Raw genomic sequence first — 16756 nt, forward strand, 5'->3', positions numbered from 1 at the left:
GGACTCTTAGCTCAGTTGGCAGAGCAACTGACTCTTAATCAGTGGGTCTAGGGTTCGAATCCCTAAGAGTCCACCATTTTTTGTCCAAGAGCCTTTGAATAAAGGCTTTTTTCTTTTATTATGAAAATCATAGAAACTTACTTTTAATTTTTTAAAGCGATTGATATAATATTTCCAAGTGGGAGGAACTTACGAATGTCTGAAAACAAGGGGAAAACAGATCAAAATTCAGTGTCGAAAGAAGAAATAGATGATTTTGCTCAGGCACTTTTAGATAGAAAAACAGAAATGGCATTATTTAAAGATATGCCTAAAGAAGAAAAAACACAGGATGTAAGTCAAAGAAAGCAAGCAGAACGCCAACTTTCCAGTGCTTTAGATATGCTTCGAAAAGAAAGAGGGCAGTTGCCGATTGAAGAAGAAGAAAGACGCTATACATTTCAACAGAGTCTAGATGATTCTAATTTTGAAGAGGAAGAAGATTTTACAACTTATTCTTTAGGAAAAGATGACTTGATGAATGCTTCTTTGAAAAATGTTCATGATGCCTTAGATGGTGATGTTGAAGTTGAAAATAAACCTATTCAAGAAGAAAGTACAAAAGAAGAAGCTGTAAAAGAACCAAAGAAGAAAAAAGAAAAGTTAAAAAAAGTGGATCCAAACCGAAAGAAAAAGATCATTGCGATCATTGCATGCGTCGTTGTGGTACTTGGATTAATGGGAGCTTATGCTTATAAGATTTACATATATGATCCACAGAATGTGGCAACAGAGGCCCAACTGGCTTCTTATGATAAATTAGTTGCCTATGCGGATGAATGGGATATGATGTCTGATGCGGAAAAATCGGAAATCTTGGATCTTAAGGAAGATTATGATTCGTTATTGGATAAACAAAAAACAGAAATAAATAGTTATTTTAAAGAACAGACAGGTCAAACTTTCAATGCGCTTTATAAAGAATTAAAAGCTTTGAATGATGAGCAGGAAGATGAACAAAATCCTGATTATCAGGAAATTGTGGCTTATTTGACAAACTGGAGTTCAAAAACCGATGATGAAAAGATGAATGTTGTCAATCTAAAAACAAAATATGATGGTCTCACAAGTAGTTTGCAAAAAAAGATTGATGACTTAAGTCGTGAACAGACACAAAAATCTTTCGGCGCTTTGTATACTGAATATCAGCAGTTACAACAACAGCAGCAACAAGAAGCTGAGGCAGCTCAACAAGCTGCAAATAATGCGCAGATTGCATATTATCAATCTTTGATAGATCAATATAATGCAAGCTTACAGGAATACACAGCTTATGCATCTACTCTTCAACAAGATCTAGAATATGCACAATCTACAGGACAGGATACTACAGAAATCCAGTCACAAATTGATACAAACAATCAGCTAATTTCTCAAGCGCAAAGCACGATTGCTTATTATCAACAGTTGATTAACGAATTACAATAATCATGAAGAGAAATCATTACTGGTTTCTCTTTTAAATTAGATGGAGTGATTTTATGCAGTATATACGATCAAGAATTGAAGATATAAAAAGTTTATCACTAGAAGATAAACTGATTCTATTTGTTGCCTTTGCTTTATTTTTGCCAATGTATGCATCTACGATTTGCATCGCAAGCGTAACTATTTATGCTCTTTTTAAAAAGAACCTAATTTCTTCGATCAAACATCAAACAGGAGCAAAATTTTTATATGCTTTTTGTTTATTGGAAATTGTTGTGAGCCTATTTTATGCGAATTCTATTGGTATGATCAATGCTTTAGGAATGTTGTTGATAGGTGCATATGTTGCCTATTATCGTGATCATATTTCATCAAAAGTTTTTGATCTCATGATCGAGATGATCTTATTATTATCTTTGATCATTACCGCCTTTGGCCTTTTTGAATTTAATTATTATTCACAATTGGCAGATCATTCTTTTTTTGATTTTTATGTGCAGAATAAACCTTCTAGACGAATTCATGTTACATTTTTAAATGCAAACATCTATGCAACAATGATTGAATTTTTTGTTGTTTGCTGTTTGTATAAATGGGTCAGTTGTTCATCATTAAAGGAGAAAGCGTTTTATGTATTCTGTGGTGTAGTAAATCTAATCATGTTGTATTTAACAGGATGTCGGACTGCTTTTATTCCATTAGCTTTGGTGGTTCCTGTATTCTTTATTTGTTATGGAGAACGCAAATGGATCTTATTTTCTATTGGTTTGATTTTAGCAGGTATCATTGCTGTGTCACTGATCCCGGATCTTATTCCAAGGCTTTCCGATATTTCGACTCTAGAAAGTCGCTTTGATATTTGGTATGGAGCTTTTCAGGGAATCGCCATGTATCCGCTTTTTGGGAATGGTCCTCAGACATATGGACGCTTGTATCCTATATATGATTGGCATAAAGCCCCACATGCTCATAATATTTATATCGATGCGATTTCATCTTATGGAATCATAGGTACAGTTTTATTGGTTGGTTATTATGTGTATTTGGGCAAAGAAATGATGCAGGTTAGAAAACATAAAGCCCTGTTTGGTATGATGGTTAGCTTTGTTTTAGTTTACTTGATCCATGGTTTACTAGATTGTACTTTAAATGCTCTTTGGACCGGAATGCTCTTTTTTGTTGTTTTAAATACAAGTGCGATGTATCGAAAAGAAAATTGAAACTTAGCAACTAATTGTGTAAAATTAAATTACTAGAAAGACAGACATAGATAGGAGAATAATATGAAACTTTCTTTACTATGCATCTGTCTTTTTCTTTGTTTAAGTGGTTGTACGCATGCCTTTGCCAATGAAGAAGTAGATTATGATACGCTTGTAGAACATTGTCGTTTAGATCAAGTAAATGAGATCTCTTTAGCTTTATCAAAAGATTTAAACGAACTTAGTGATCAATTGCAGGTCATAAGTGATACAAAAGATCAATTAAAAAAACAATTAAATCAGATACGTTTACAAAAAGAAACAGTGGATAAAGAGTATGATGAAATCAGAACTCAGGGCTCTATATGCTTGATGCGTTTACAAACAAGATATCCTTTTTCCTATGACACATTGATCGATGCATACACAGAATATGCTTATGACAAAGAGTTTATAAATGAACTTAAAGAAAAGACAGCACAAAAAAGCAAAATAGAAACAGAATATACTAAAATCAGTCATCAATATGAAAAACTGCATATTAGCTGTACAAAACTTCAGGATCAAATTGATCATTTATTTTCTTTGCAGGATCGTTTATTTGCGCGTTTTTCTTCTCAGATTCAAGAGTTTAAAGATTCCGGAGAATATAACGTACATAAGATCATTCAAGGTAATGAACAACTGCCAGCCTATGGAGCCATACATTTGGAAGAATATGAAACCAATGAAAGTTGTCTGGTTGCCGGAAATTATTCAATCGATTCTTATAGTTTAAATTGGTCAAGTGTGATTGAAAATGGTACAATCAGTGCGGGAACATGGACGTATCCTGATGGAGGAATGCATTTGGGGCTGGATATAGCAGCCAGTATGTTTTCTGAAGTCAAAGCACCTGCTAATGGTATTATTTTGTATGCGGATGCGCCTGTGGATTCTGATAATGGATATCTGCAAAACTGGTGTGGCTGGCCTGCTGGTGGAGGGAATACGATTTGTATGATTTGTGCGGTGGATGAAAAACTATATGGTGTTTCCTTTGCTCATCTATCTAACCAAATTTATGTATACCCAGGACAGCAGGTACGACAAAATGATTTATTGGCTCTTTCTGGAAACAGTGGTAATTCCTCAGGGCCGCATACGCATATTGAAATATTTGAATTAAGGGTTTCTTTAGAAGAAGCTGTCGAATATTTCATGCAGGGAGCTGATTTTAGTTTTGGGAATGGTTTTGATATGCCAAATACATGTTCCAATATCGCATGCAGGATCCGACCTGAAAATGTATTGTTGTAGGAGATGTTATATGAATGAAGAATTTTTAGAACGTATTAAATCATATATACCAGACGAATTTGATGTCTTTTTAGCATCATTAGATAAACCTTTGTATCGAGGTTTACGTGTTAATACAAAAAAGATAGATACAGATATATTGAAAGAATATATGCCTGTATTAGATAGACCTAGTATCTTTTCTAAAGATTCATTTTATGTAGATCAGCCATTAGGAAATCATCCTTTTCATTTGTCAGGAGCTTTTTATCTACAGGAGCCCAGTGCTTCGGCTCCTGTAGAAATAATGAATGTACAACAAGATGACATTGTGTTGGATTTATGTGCTGCACCAGGTTCTAAAAGTACCCAGATTGCCCAAGCGTTAGGCGATAATGGTTTTTTATTATCGAATGAGATTGATTCGAAACGAGTGAAGATCTTATTATCAAATATGGAGCGTATGGGTATAGTGAATATGGCAGTTACTAACACAACACCGGAAATCATTTGTAGTAAACTGCAGGGGTGTTTTGATAAGGTCTTGGTGGATGCACCGTGCAGTGGGGAAGGAATGATGAAAAAGCACGAAATGGCTAAAGATAACTGGTCTTTAGATAATGTGTTATTTTGTGCTAAACGGCAAAAAGATATTTTATCTCACGCTTATAAGGCATTGAAAAAAGACGGAATCTTAGTATATTCGACTTGTACTTATGCAAAAGAAGAGAATGAGGATGTAATTGAATGGTTCTTAAATGAATATAAAGATATGGAGCTTATCCATATTGATTCCTCTTTTGGTAGAGAAGGCTTTATTCCTGGTGTTCGAAGAATTTTTCCAATGGATCAAGGAGAAGGCCATTTTATAGCTAAATTGCAGAAAAAATCAGGTGTTGATAAAAAACTATCTTGTCTAAGATCGGCTTCTTTAGATGCACTAGTAACCAGTTTTTTAAAAGACCAAATCGAAAAAGACAAATATTATTTCTATACCAATCATGACAAAGTTTATTTGATGAAGCGACCTTTTATAGATCTGAAAAATATCAAGGTACTTCGACAAGGTCTATATGTAGGGGATATTATAAAGAAACGCTTTGAGCCAGCTCATGCATTTTATATGGCCAACTGTTTGAATTATTTAATGACAGTTGACGTATCAATTGAAACGATGGATCAATTTATGCATGGCCTAGAAATTGAACAGGAAACACGAAAAGGATATGTCGCCTTATGTTATAAAGGAATTAATTTTGGTTTTGGAAAAAGTGATGGAAAAAGAATTAAAAATAAGATTCCTAAAGGGCTTCGTTTAATGGAAGGCTCTCATGTGTTAAAGGAGGACTAGATGTAAAATGGAAAACAATCGAGTATTCTTATATCTGCAAGTTATCTTTGGCAGTGTTTTATTTGCGCTTGGTTTGTATTTTTTCATAACGCCAAGCGGTTTGAATTCAGGAGGAATCATTGGTTTTGCTCAATTGTTTGATTATTTTATTCAATCTTTCGTTAATGTGCCGGTGTCTTTGGATTTAACTGGTATCATTAACATGGCGTTGAATATCCCCTTGTTTATGTTGGCATTTCGTTCCATTTCTAAAGAATTTTGTTTTAAAACACTTTTGAGTGTAGTTGTGCAGATGTTAACATTGTCTCTTCTTCCAAGACAGATGACACCTGTTATGGATGATGTGCTTTCCAATGTGATCTTTGGTGCAATTGTTGGCGGATTTGGAATAGGTCTAACATTAAGAAGTAGTGGCTGTGCTGGAGGCATGGATATTCTAGGAGTATATTTTTCAAAAACGAAACCAAATTTTTCTGTAGGTAAATTATCGATTTTTCTGAATATTGTTTTATTTGCGATATGCGCAGTTGTTTTTGATGTGCAGAGTACTTTATATTCAATTATTTTTGTGTTGATCATGTATTTTGTATGTGATAAAGTTCATTACCAAAATATTAATATGACAGCTTTTATATTTACAAAGAAAGCTGAATTAAAAAATGAAATTATGACTCGAACCGGTCGAGGTGTAACTTATTGGATTGGTAAAGGTGCATATACTGATAATGATCTTTATATCTTATATACAGCATTGAATAAATATGAGATCCGTAGATTGAACAAGATCGTAAAAGAAATAGATCCCAATGCTTTTATAACTTTAAGTGAAGGACAAAAAATTTCTGGCGGTTTTGAAAAACGATTATAAAAAAGGCGATGAGTTTAGTTTCATCGCTTTATTTTATCTATCGTCTTTTGAACGTCAAGTGTTGTTACATCGATTTTCTTTGTATCTAGATCTTTGTAAAGTTCAAGATACTGTAAACTTTTTCGAATGCTTTGATTATCTCTTCGATCAATCAGCATACGTTTTATGAGTTCTTCTTTTTCACAAATCAAGGAAATCAAATGAATGTCAGCACCCTCTGTATCCAATTTTTGAATGATCTGATCAATGATATCTTGTTTGTGCATTACCCAGCAAAAGATGATATTTTCAATACCTGGTGTATGAATGAAGTTATTCAAACAATGGGTAATATTATCCAATACCATATTTTTTGTATCTTGATTGACCATAAATGGATCCATATTCCAACACCAGTCACCATCAAGAAAGACACTATGATCTAAATCCTGATTCAATTGATTACAGATCGTACTTTTACCGATCCCCATTGGTCCGCCAATTAAATATACATGTTTCATATTAAAGACTTTTTCCAATTTCAAGAGCTAGTTTATAGTAGTTATCTAACTCATCTTCAGAAGGGGTAAAGTTTTGTGCAATTGCATCAGCAGCTGGTTCAAATCCAGCTTCTTTTAATTTATCGCTTAGTGTTGAAGGTACGTTTCTAAACCATCCGTACGCACCAAATGCCAGTCCTTTTTTATCATTGATCTTACAAGATTTAACTCGTTCTAAGAAGCTTGCAACACTTGGAGCCATGGCATTGTTGTAAGTGCCTGTTCCTACACAAACCATTTTTGCATCCATCAACTCTTTCATAACAATGCTAGAGCGTGTAATGCTTAGTTTATAAACTTTGACATCCATACCTGCAGCAGCAAATCCTTCTGCCAGGCTTTCTGCAATCTGCTGAGTGTGTTTCCATACAGATTCATAGACAATGACCACTTTGTTTGACTGTTTTAAAGTGGCAAAGTCTTTATACGCTTCAATGATATCCGTAACATAATTTTTCCAAATAATACCATGTGCTGGAAGGATCATTTCAATATCAAGATTCATTGCAAGAATTTGATTTAATTTGTTTTTAACCGGAACAGTATATGGCATAACGATATTCGCAAAATATTCTTTGGCCTGTTCAATGCAGTAATGTTTATCCAGGTTTTCATCTGTCATTTGATAATTAACGATATGTTGTCCAAATGCATCGTTTGAGAATACAACTTTTAATTCAGGACAATATGTCAACATATTATCTGGCCAGTGAATCATATTCATTTCTACAAAAGTAAATGAATATTTTCCTGTTGACAGTGTATCTCCTGTTTTTAATTCATTGAATGGTGTATCTTCGATATATTGAGCCTGCATATGGCGAACACCAGCTTTGGTCGTATAGACTTTTGCGTTTGGATATTTCTCATAGATCTTTTTAAATCCACCTGAATGATCCGGTTCTGCATGCTGAACGATGATGTTATCGATGCTTCTACCATCTAATACAGATTCAATGCGTTCAATGCATTCTCCACAGAATTCTTCTTCAACTGTATCGAATAATGTAATTTGATCATCAATGACCAAATAAGCGTTATACGTGGCTCCTTCTTCGATTGGATATAATTCTCCGTGAAAGTCTCTAACGTTTAGGTCTCTGACACCGACCCAATATACATTTTCTTTAATTTTAATTGCTTGTTTCATCTTCTCACTCCTCGACGATAGTTTAATTCATTTATACAAGAATTTCAATGAATTTGTATTTGCACAAAATTAATAAAATAGTTAAAAATAATATTAAAAAGTGAAAGCGTTAAATGAGACAATAAATTGGAATGATAGTATAATAAATTGTAGAAATGAATGGAGGCATATTGAATCATGATTATTCAAAGTAAAAAGGTTTGGGTCGTAAATACTTGGCTTGAAGCTCAGATCGAAGTTGAGGATGGAAAAATCACAAATATCTATCCATATGGTACAAAAGAGGTTGATGAAGACTATGGTGAAAAACGTATCGTTCCAGGTTTTATTGATGTACATACACATGGTGCGTATGGATTTGATACAAATGATGCTGAAGAAGAAGGTTTACGTACTTGGTTAAAAAATATCGTTAAAGAAGGTGTAACAGGAATCCTTCCTACAACAATCACGCAAAGTGAAGAAGTGTTAACTGCTGCCGTTAGTAATGTAGCAAAAGTTGTAAGAGAAGGCTATGAAGGTGCTGAGGTATTGGGTATTCATTTTGAAGGTCCTTATTTGGATCAAGTATTCAAAGGCGCTCAGCCTGAACAGTATTGTGTAAAACCAGATGTTGAGCAGTTCAAACGCTATTATGAAGCAAGTGATCATTTGATCAAGATCATGACAATGGCTTGTGAACATGATGAAGACTTTAAATTGACTAAGTTCTGCGTGGATCATGGAATCGTTGTTAGCCAGGGACATTCTGGTGCAACTTTTGAAGAGGCAAGATTGGCAATTGCCAATGGTGCTAAGAGTATGACACATGTATTTAATGGTATGTCAAAATTTCAGCATCGTGAACCAGGTTTAGTTGGTGCTGCAATGCGTTTTAGAGATGTATTTGGCGAAATTATCGCTGATGGAAATCATTCAACTTTAGATGCCTTAAATAACTACTATACTGTAAAAGGTCCTAACTATGCTGTTACGATTACAGACTCATTGATGGTTAAAGGGCTTCCTGTTGGTACTAAGGTTCTATTCGGTGGAAATGAAATTGAACTATATCCAGATGGAAGTGCACATTTAACAGAAACGAAAGGGTTGGCTGGATCTACATTGAATGTAAACAAAGGATTGCAGATTTTAGTTGAAAAAGCATTGGTTCCATGGCAGACAGCGATTAACTCTGTTACTATTAATCCAGCTCGTTTGATCAATGTAGATGATCGTAAAGGAACGATCCAGACTGGAAAAGATGCTGATTTAGTTGTCTTAAATGATGACTATTCTGTTGAAATGACTTATACGAAAGGAAAGAAAGCTTTTTAGTAGCATCGAGTGAGATGATCATTTGATCATCTCTTTTTTGTTTCAAAATATGACAGAATAGAAAAAAATACGAAAGAAAAATAATAATAAATAATAAAAACTCCTTTACAAATAATAAAAAACGATATATATTAAAGATGTGCTTAGGAGGACTTATCATGGAGTTAATCTTAGATTCAGCGAACATCGAACAAATTAAAGAATTGAATGAACTTTTGACCGTAACAGGGGTTACAACAAACCCAACGATCATTACAAAATCGGGAAAAGAACCTGAAGTGGTCATCAAGGAACTTATTGATCTATTGGATGAAGATCAATTGTTATTTATTCAGGCAGTAAGAACAGACTATGAAGGAATCATGGAAGAGGCAAAAGCAATTTCTAAACTTCGTAAGAAAAATATGTATGTGAAGATTCCAGTAACTCACGAAGGATTGAAAGCTATCAAAGAATGTAAAAAGTTAGGAATTCATACTTTGGCAACTGCAATTTATACAGCCGATCAGGCATTCTTGGCAGCTATGAACGGAGCCGAATATTTGGCACCTTATGTCAATCGTATGGATAATTATGGCGATGGTGTTGGAAATGTTAAAGACTTAATTGAAATGTTACGAGTAAATCATATGGACAGCAAAGTTGTTGCAGCCAGCTTTAAAAATACGCATCAAGTACATGAATTGATCAAAGCAGGCATTCAGGCTGTTACCGTACCATGTGATGTTGTCTTCAATATGATCGATCATCCAGGTACAAAGATTGCGGTTGGTGAATTCTGCATGAATTGGCAGAAAGCATATCATAGACAAGATTTATTTGAGTAATAGAAGTTCTTGAGAGAACTTCTTTTTTCTTGTAGAATACTCTCATGAGAGAAAAAGGGATTGTATTAACCAGTATATCGGCTATAGCGTATGGCTTGGTTCCGTTGTTTACAGTATATTTAATGGATGCTTCATTTGATGCGATATCAATAGGATTCTTTCGCTTTTTTTTGATGGGTCTATATACTTTTGTAGTTGCGTTGTTAACGCGTTCTAGTTTTAAGATGGATAAAAGTATGTGGCCATCTTTGTTGCTAGCGGCGATTGGTCAATGTGCTACCATCTTATTGTTGAATGTATCTTATGAAATGATTCCTGTTGGAAATGCAACATCATTGCATTTCATGTATCCTATATTTGTTTCCTTGATTTTGTATTACTATTATCGTAATCAGTTCTCCAAACGTCAGGTAATCGCGTTGTGCTTATCTGTTGTTGGAATTGTTTGTTTTATGGATATTAGCAACATGGGAAATCTTTTGGGGATGTTGCTTGCATTATGTTCAGGCTTTACGTATGCGATGTATATGGTTTTATTAGAAAAACATCATTTGACACAGCTTTCTTCATCTGTATTGACAACATATCTTTGTCTGATCGAATCTGTGGTCTTATTTGTATTGGGATTGACGCAGAATAGTTTTTCAATATCTTTTGATGCAAATATCGTATTTTATCTTATAATATTAGTAGGATTTACATTAATTGGTCAGCTGTTTCTGCAAAAAGGGACGCACTATATAGGAGCAGCCATGGCGAGTCTGTTCTGTCTTTTTGAACCATTGACTTCATTAATCTCCGGATGGATCTTTTTAGGTGATCCTGTTCGAATCATGAGCATTATTGGCTGTGGTTTTATATGTGTTGGTATCATGCAGATCATGACAAGAAAGGAATAAGAATGGTAATCATAGTTTGCCTTGATCAAAAAAATGGAATGCGCTTTAATCATAGACGCTTATCAAGAGATCGAGAAATTATAAAAGATATTTATAAGATGCTTTTGGATGCTCCCTTATATATGTCATCTCAATCTCAAATTTTGTTTGAAGATTATGATGGCAAGATCGTGGTCGATCCAAAATTCATGGAAAAAAGTGATATGTTCTGTTTTGTGGAAACAAGTGATTTTGATACACATAAAGTGGATGAAATCATCGTTTATCGATTTGATACAGTTTATCCGGCAGATGAATACTTTCCAATAGATCTAAATGAATATATCTTAATGGAAGAAAGTGAATTTAAGGGATATTCCCACGATGTGATTACTAAAGAAATATACTCAAAGATCATGTAGATGGCTTAGGCCATCTTTTTTAATCGTCTTGATATTCTTTACCATTGAAAAAAATGAAATATTCTATTGTATAATTGTTTAAACATTTGAACGAATAGAAAGAGGGTAAGAATGCAAATGTTGGATTTAATGAAAGAAAGACATAGTGTACGTCAGTACTCAGATAAAAAGATCGACGGTGATGTGAAAAGTAAACTAGATAAGTATGTCGCATCAATCAATGAAGAAAGTGGATTATCGATGCAGATATTTTATAATGAACCAAATTGTTTTAATTCCATGCTGGCTCATTACGGAAAGTTTTCAAATGTTAAGAATTATATCGCGATTGTTGGGAAAAAAGAAGAACAGGAAAAATCAGGCTATTATGGAGAAAAGCTTGTGTTAAAGTGTCAGGAATTAGGTTTAAATACATGCTGGGTTGCCTTGACACATGGAAAGGTAAATGTACAAACAAAACCACAGCAAAAACTTTTGATCTTAATTGCGCTGGGTTATGGTACAAACACGGGTGTTGCTCATAAAAGCAAGCCAATTAAAGAATTATGTAAAGAAGATGCGTATCCTGAGTGGTTCATGAAAGGGATGGAAGCAGTAAGCTTAGCACCTACTGCCATGAATCAACAAAAGTTTTTATTTGAAATGAAAAATGGTCAAGTCTATGCCAAGGCTTTAAGAGGTTTCTATTCAAAAATAGATCTTGGAATCGTGAAATATCACTTTGAAGCTGTAACAGGTCACAAGGTGAGATAATGGATGCTCAAAAAGAAATTGAGCAATTGGCTACAGATTTTGAACAATGTCGAAAGGTTTTGATTGCTCTTGGAGATGAGAATCGACAACATATGATCTTGGAAATGATGAAGATGAAGGATTGTTATGGAGTACGTGTAAATGATATTTCAAAAAAGACACATTTATCTAGACCGGCTGTATCTCATCATTTACAGATCTTAAAACAAGCCGGCATCTTGAATATGCGAAAGGAAGGAACAAAAAACTATTATTATTTTGATCCTGATCAAACAAGTTTTGAGTTGTTGATCAATGTTTTACAAAAGATGATATTCATTATTTCCAGTTTGCCTGATCGTAGTAAATCAAGTGACGAAGAATAAAAGTATAAATTTTTAGCACTCTTTGCTTGACTCTGCCAAATATTGTGATATGATATTAGCAGTTAAAGATAATGAGTGCTAAGGAGGTGCTATTATGAACTATGAACAAATGTCAGAAAGGCTTCAGAAGATACTGGTAGCGGCTGTTGAACAGGCAAGAAATGCACAGCATCCAAGTGTGGATACAATTGATCTGTTGCAGGTGATTTTCGAAGATGATGTCCTAGATGGTCTATTTACAAGAATTAATCTAGATAAACAGCGTGCTCTAGAGATCATCGCAGAAGAAAATCAGAGAATCGTCAAAAGCCCTGCTCAAAATTTAAATTTCTCAAATGAAGTAAATAAGAGTTTTGAAAAGGCATTAAAATGGGCAACGGAACATGAGGAAACGTATCTATCAGTTGCCAGTGTTTTTCTAGCTTTGTTGTTTAATAAATCGTATATATCAAAACGTATTGTCAAAGAATTTAATTTAAAAGAAGAAGTATGTAAGAATGCTGAATTGGAAAGACGAAATGGTAAAAAGTTTGATACTCCAAATTCAGAAGAAAATGTGGAAGCTTTGAAGAAATACGGAAGAGATTTAGTACAGGATGTTCGTGATGGTAAGATCGATCCAATTATTGGTCGTGACGATGAAATTCGTCGTGTTATTCAGATCTTATCTCGTAAGACAAAGAACAACCCAGTATTGATTGGTGAACCGGGTGTTGGTAAAACAGCCGTTGTAGAAGGAATTGCCTGGCGAATCATGAAAGGGGATGTTCCAGAGTCTTTAAAAGAAAAAAGATTGATTGAGCTGGATATGGGCTCTTTGATTGCCGGTGCAAAATATCGTGGTGAATTTGAAGAACGTTTAAAAGCTGTTCTTGAAGAAGTTAAAAATGCCAATGGTCAAATCATATTATTTATTGATGAGATTCATAACTTAGTTGGGGCCGGTAAAACTGAAGGGTCTATGGATGCTGCAAATTTATTGAAGCCGATGTTGGCACGTGGCGAGTTACACTGTATAGGTGCAACGACATTCAATGAATATCGTAAATATATCGAAAAAGACGCAGCATTAGAAAGGCGTTTTCAAAAAGTCATGGTTGCTCAGCCAAGTGTTGAAGATACGATCAGTATCCTTCGTGGATTAAAAGATCGTTTTGAAAGTTATCATGGCGTTCGTATTCTTGATGAATCTTTGATTGCGGCAGCCGTATTATCGGATCGTTATATCACAGATCGTTTCTTACCAGATAAAGCCATTGATTTAGTAGATGAAGCATGTGCTACTTTAAAAGTGGAGATGGAAAGCATGCCTCAGGAATTGGATGAATTATCTCGTAAGATTTTGCAATTGCAGATTGAAAAAACGTCATTAATTAAAGAAGAAGATAAGAAGGCTATTGAAAGACGTCATGAAATTGAAGATGAATTGTCAAAGTTACAGTCACAGCGTGATGAAATGCATTCACGTTGGGAAGATGAAAAAGCCGCATTGAATTCATCAAAAGAAGATAAACAGAAACTTGAAAAAGCACGTTTAGACTTAGAACAAGCTCAAAATGAAGCGCGTTATGAAGATGCTGCAAAACTTCAATATGGTATAATTCCTGAACTCGAACAACGAATTGCCAAAAGTTCTCAATTGGAAAAAGAAGACGCTTTGATTCAGGAAACAGTCGATGAAGAATTGATTGCAAAGATCGTATCCAGATGGACAGGTGTCGAAGTTTCTCGTTTAGTTGAAAGTGAAAGGCAGAAACTTATTCATCTAAAAGAAGAGCTTGAAAAACGTGTTGTAGGACAAGATGAAGCATTAGAGTTGGTTTGTGATGCAATCTTGCGATCTAAAGCTCAGATTCAAGACGAAAATCGTCCAATTGGTTCTTTCATGTTCTTAGGGCCTACAGGTGTTGGTAAGACAGAGGTTGCCAAAGCTTTGGCAGAACAATTATTTGATGATGAACGTCATATCGTAAGGATCGATATGTCTGAATATATGGAAAAACACAGTGTAGCACGATTGATTGGTGCACCTCCAGGATATGTTGGGTATGAAGAAGGTGGACAGTTGACCGAAGCTGTACGAAGAAATCCATATAGTATCGTATTATTTGATGAAATTGAAAAAGCGCATCCAGACGTATTCAATGTTTTATTGCAGATATTAGATGATGGAAGAATCACGGATTCCAAGGGTGTCACAGTTGATTTTAAGAATACGATCATTATCTTAACCAGCAACTTAGGTAGCCAATATGCATTTGAAAAAGATAATTATGATAAGTATATGGATGAAGTGAAACGTCATTTTAAACCAGAATTTATAAATCGTATCGATGAAATCATTGTCTTTAACAGTTTAGATGATGAATCCTTTATCAAGATCGCTCATAAATTTATTGATCAGCTTGTACATCGTTTAAGCTTACGTGACATTAAATTGAATGTATCCGATGATGTTTATCGCCAGATTGCCAAAATGGGCGTAGATCCAGTTTATGGTGCTCGTCCAATGAAACGATATATTCAAAGGCAAATCGAAACAAGAATTGCCAAAGCAATCATTGCTTCAAAGGTTGATAAAGATCAAACTATTGATTTGGATTATATTGATGATGACTATAGGATCACGATTCATGAAAATTAGTCATTTATTAAAGATCAACACAAAAATATTCGTGTTGGTCTTTTTTTTGATACTTTTCATCTTGGTTTTTTTCTTCTATAATTTCATTAGAAAGAAGGAAAAATTATGTCATTAAAAGAATGGATCAAAGAATCAAATAACATCGTCTTTTTTGGAGGCGCTGGTGTTTCAACAGAAAGCAATATACCAGATTTCAGAAGTGATAATGGTCTATATAAAAAACAATACCCTTATCCAGCAGAAGTAATGTTGTCACATAGTTTTTATGAATCAAATCCTAAAGAGTTTTTTGAATTTTACTTTAATCAAATGATATATAAAGATGCGAAACCAAATAAAGCACATTTAGCATTAGCACAATTAGAAAAACAAGGCAAGCTAAAAGCTGTGATAACACAAAATATTGATGGTTTGCATCAGGCAGCTGGTTCAAAAACTGTGTATGAGTTACATGGGTCGGTTTTAAGGAATACATGTACAGGATGTCATGAAAAATATACTTTAGATCAAATGTTAGAATTTCGTGATGAAAATGGCATTCCTAGATGTCCAAAATGCAATCATATTATTAAGCCGGATGTCGTGCTGTATGAGGAAGGTTTAGATGAAAGAACCATGATGAATGCCATTCAGGCAATTGCACAAGCCGATCTGTTAATTGTTGGTGGTACAAGTTTAGTTGTCTATCCAGCCGCTGGATTGATCCGTTATTTTCAAGGAAAACACCTGGTGTTGATCAATAAAGATAAAACATCAATGGATGACATAGCGGATCTAGTGATTCATGATTCAATAGGAAAAGTGTTATCAGAAAGTGTTGAACTTTATGACTAGAGAATTAAAGAAGATGCTTTTTAAAGATATTTTTCCCTTATATGTAAATAAAGTCGAAAGAAAAGGGCATACAAAACAAGAATTAATAGATATGCTTAACTGGTTGTGTGGGTATGATGAAACAGATATTAAAGTTTGTATAGATAAAAATATAGACTTGGAAACTTTTTTCATGGATTGTCCTAAATTGAATCCAAACAGAAAGAATGTGACAGGTACTATCTGTAATGTTAAGATACAAGACATCGAAGATGAAATGATTCAAGATATTCGAATCATGGATAAACTGGTTGATGATATCGCAAAAGGAAAAAAGAAACAGATATGGAAAAGCTAGATGTTTTGAAACAAGGCAGACCATTGGATTGTGATTTAAAAGTAAAATTGTATTATGACATATTGGATGATTTACAGATTGCGTATCAGCGTCTTGATTTGAAGGCTTTGTCTTTAAATGAAGATATAAAAAGAATTGATGATATTTTAGAAACAAGAGCAATCAAAAATCTATTGTTTCGAACGCTTTCAAAGAGAAATCCAAGATATTTTATGATCATCTTATTTAGTGATGAACGATTTGACACCCATGCATTTCGTAATAAATATCAATTACCTAAGATTGAAATGGTGCTAGAGGATGAATTAAAAAGTTTATTGCATACGCATTCAGGAGCTGTAAGTATTATTGAATTGTTTCATGATGTAGAGAATCAAATCAACTTATATATACAGGAGGATGTTTTAAAACAAACATTTTTTCGCTTTCATCCAAATGATGAAGATACACTGCTTTGTATAAAGACAAAAGATCTGAGGGAAACATTGATCCCATTTCTTCATCATACGTGCCATATATTTTAG

General features: G+C 34.2%; 17 protein-coding genes and 1 tRNA gene. 16 read left to right on the plus strand and 2 right to left on the minus strand.

What is annotated here, in order from left to right:
* From PND65_RS04165 to PND65_RS04190, 6 genes are all read left to right on the plus strand, one after another.
* Window positions 1-76: transfer RNA gene (locus PND65_RS04165), tRNA-Lys, on the plus strand.
* Between the two features lie 119 nt (window positions 77-195).
* On the plus strand, window positions 196-1467 hold the full coding sequence (locus tag PND65_RS04170) for a hypothetical protein (RefSeq protein ID WP_271990746.1): 1272 nt from the start codon (window positions 196-198) through the stop codon (window positions 1465-1467).
* Window positions 1468-1520: 53 nt separating this feature from the next.
* Window positions 1521-2687 (plus strand): O-antigen ligase family protein, encoded by a 1167-nt coding sequence (locus PND65_RS04175; RefSeq protein ID WP_271990744.1) that lies wholly within the window; start codon window positions 1521-1523, stop codon window positions 2685-2687.
* A gap of 63 nt (window positions 2688-2750) precedes the next feature.
* Complete coding sequence (locus PND65_RS04180; protein ID WP_271990743.1) at window positions 2751-3968, plus strand: peptidoglycan DD-metalloendopeptidase family protein; 1218 nt, start codon at window positions 2751-2753, stop codon at window positions 3966-3968.
* A 10-nt stretch (window positions 3969-3978) separates the two neighbouring features.
* Window positions 3979-5298: an RsmB/NOP family class I SAM-dependent RNA methyltransferase gene (locus PND65_RS04185; RefSeq protein ID WP_271990740.1), complete on the plus strand. Its 1320-nt coding sequence runs from the start codon at window positions 3979-3981 to the stop codon at window positions 5296-5298.
* Window positions 5299-5305: 7 nt separating this feature from the next.
* A complete protein-coding gene (locus PND65_RS04190; RefSeq protein WP_087158070.1) occupies window positions 5306-6166 on the plus strand; it encodes a YitT family protein in 861 nt (286 codons plus the stop codon).
* 20 nt (window positions 6167-6186) lie between these two features.
* On the opposite strand, the gene PND65_RS04195 is transcribed toward PND65_RS04190, so the two are convergent.
* Both PND65_RS04195 and PND65_RS04200 read right to left on the minus strand, forming a co-directional pair.
* On the minus strand, window positions 6187-6666 hold the full coding sequence (locus tag PND65_RS04195; RefSeq protein WP_271990738.1) for an AAA family ATPase: 480 nt from the start codon (window positions 6664-6666) through the stop codon (window positions 6187-6189).
* 1 nt (window position 6667) lies between these two features.
* On the minus strand, window positions 6668-7855 hold the full coding sequence (locus PND65_RS04200; protein ID WP_271990737.1) for an FprA family A-type flavoprotein: 1188 nt from the start codon (window positions 7853-7855) through the stop codon (window positions 6668-6670).
* A 177-nt stretch (window positions 7856-8032) separates the two neighbouring features.
* Between PND65_RS04200 and nagA the strand changes: the two genes are divergently transcribed.
* From nagA to PND65_RS04250, 10 genes are all read left to right on the plus strand, one after another.
* A complete protein-coding gene (gene nagA / locus PND65_RS04205) occupies window positions 8033-9172 on the plus strand; it encodes an N-acetylglucosamine-6-phosphate deacetylase (protein WP_022355255.1) in 1140 nt (379 codons plus the stop codon).
* Window positions 9173-9330: 158 nt separating this feature from the next.
* Window positions 9331-9999 (plus strand): transaldolase family protein, encoded by a 669-nt coding sequence (locus tag PND65_RS04210; protein ID WP_015535924.1) that lies wholly within the window; start codon window positions 9331-9333, stop codon window positions 9997-9999.
* A 44-nt stretch (window positions 10000-10043) separates the two neighbouring features.
* Entirely contained in the window at window positions 10044-10898 is an 855-nt protein-coding gene (locus tag PND65_RS04215) for a DMT family transporter (protein WP_035402258.1), read from the plus strand.
* Between the two features lie 2 nt (window positions 10899-10900).
* Window positions 10901-11299: a hypothetical protein gene (locus PND65_RS04220; protein WP_271990735.1), complete on the plus strand. Its 399-nt coding sequence runs from the start codon at window positions 10901-10903 to the stop codon at window positions 11297-11299.
* A gap of 111 nt (window positions 11300-11410) precedes the next feature.
* On the plus strand, window positions 11411-12052 hold the full coding sequence (locus PND65_RS04225) for a nitroreductase family protein (protein ID WP_271990733.1): 642 nt from the start codon (window positions 11411-11413) through the stop codon (window positions 12050-12052).
* Window positions 12052-12417, plus strand: a complete 366-nt coding sequence (locus tag PND65_RS04230; RefSeq protein ID WP_271990731.1) for an ArsR/SmtB family transcription factor — start codon at window positions 12052-12054, stop codon at window positions 12415-12417. The genes PND65_RS04225 and PND65_RS04230 overlap by 1 nt, the downstream gene beginning before the upstream one ends.
* 94 nt (window positions 12418-12511) lie before the next feature.
* Window positions 12512-15061: an ATP-dependent Clp protease ATP-binding subunit gene (locus PND65_RS04235; protein WP_271990729.1), complete on the plus strand. Its 2550-nt coding sequence runs from the start codon at window positions 12512-12514 to the stop codon at window positions 15059-15061.
* A gap of 105 nt (window positions 15062-15166) precedes the next feature.
* Complete coding sequence (locus tag PND65_RS04240; RefSeq protein ID WP_035402268.1) at window positions 15167-15895, plus strand: NAD-dependent protein deacylase; 729 nt, start codon at window positions 15167-15169, stop codon at window positions 15893-15895.
* Entirely contained in the window at window positions 15888-16232 is a 345-nt protein-coding gene (locus tag PND65_RS04245) for a DUF2200 family protein (protein WP_195376412.1), read from the plus strand. Before PND65_RS04240 ends, PND65_RS04245 begins: the two co-directional genes overlap by 8 nt.
* Window positions 16220-16756 (plus strand): YbaK/EbsC family protein, encoded by a 537-nt coding sequence (locus PND65_RS04250; protein ID WP_271990727.1) that lies wholly within the window; start codon window positions 16220-16222, stop codon window positions 16754-16756. Before PND65_RS04245 ends, PND65_RS04250 begins: the two co-directional genes overlap by 13 nt.

It is taken from the genome of Faecalitalea cylindroides, from assembly GCF_028321995.1.
In the GTDB taxonomy this organism is placed as follows: domain Bacteria; phylum Bacillota_I; class Bacilli_A; order Erysipelotrichales; family Erysipelotrichaceae; genus Faecalitalea; species Faecalitalea cylindroides.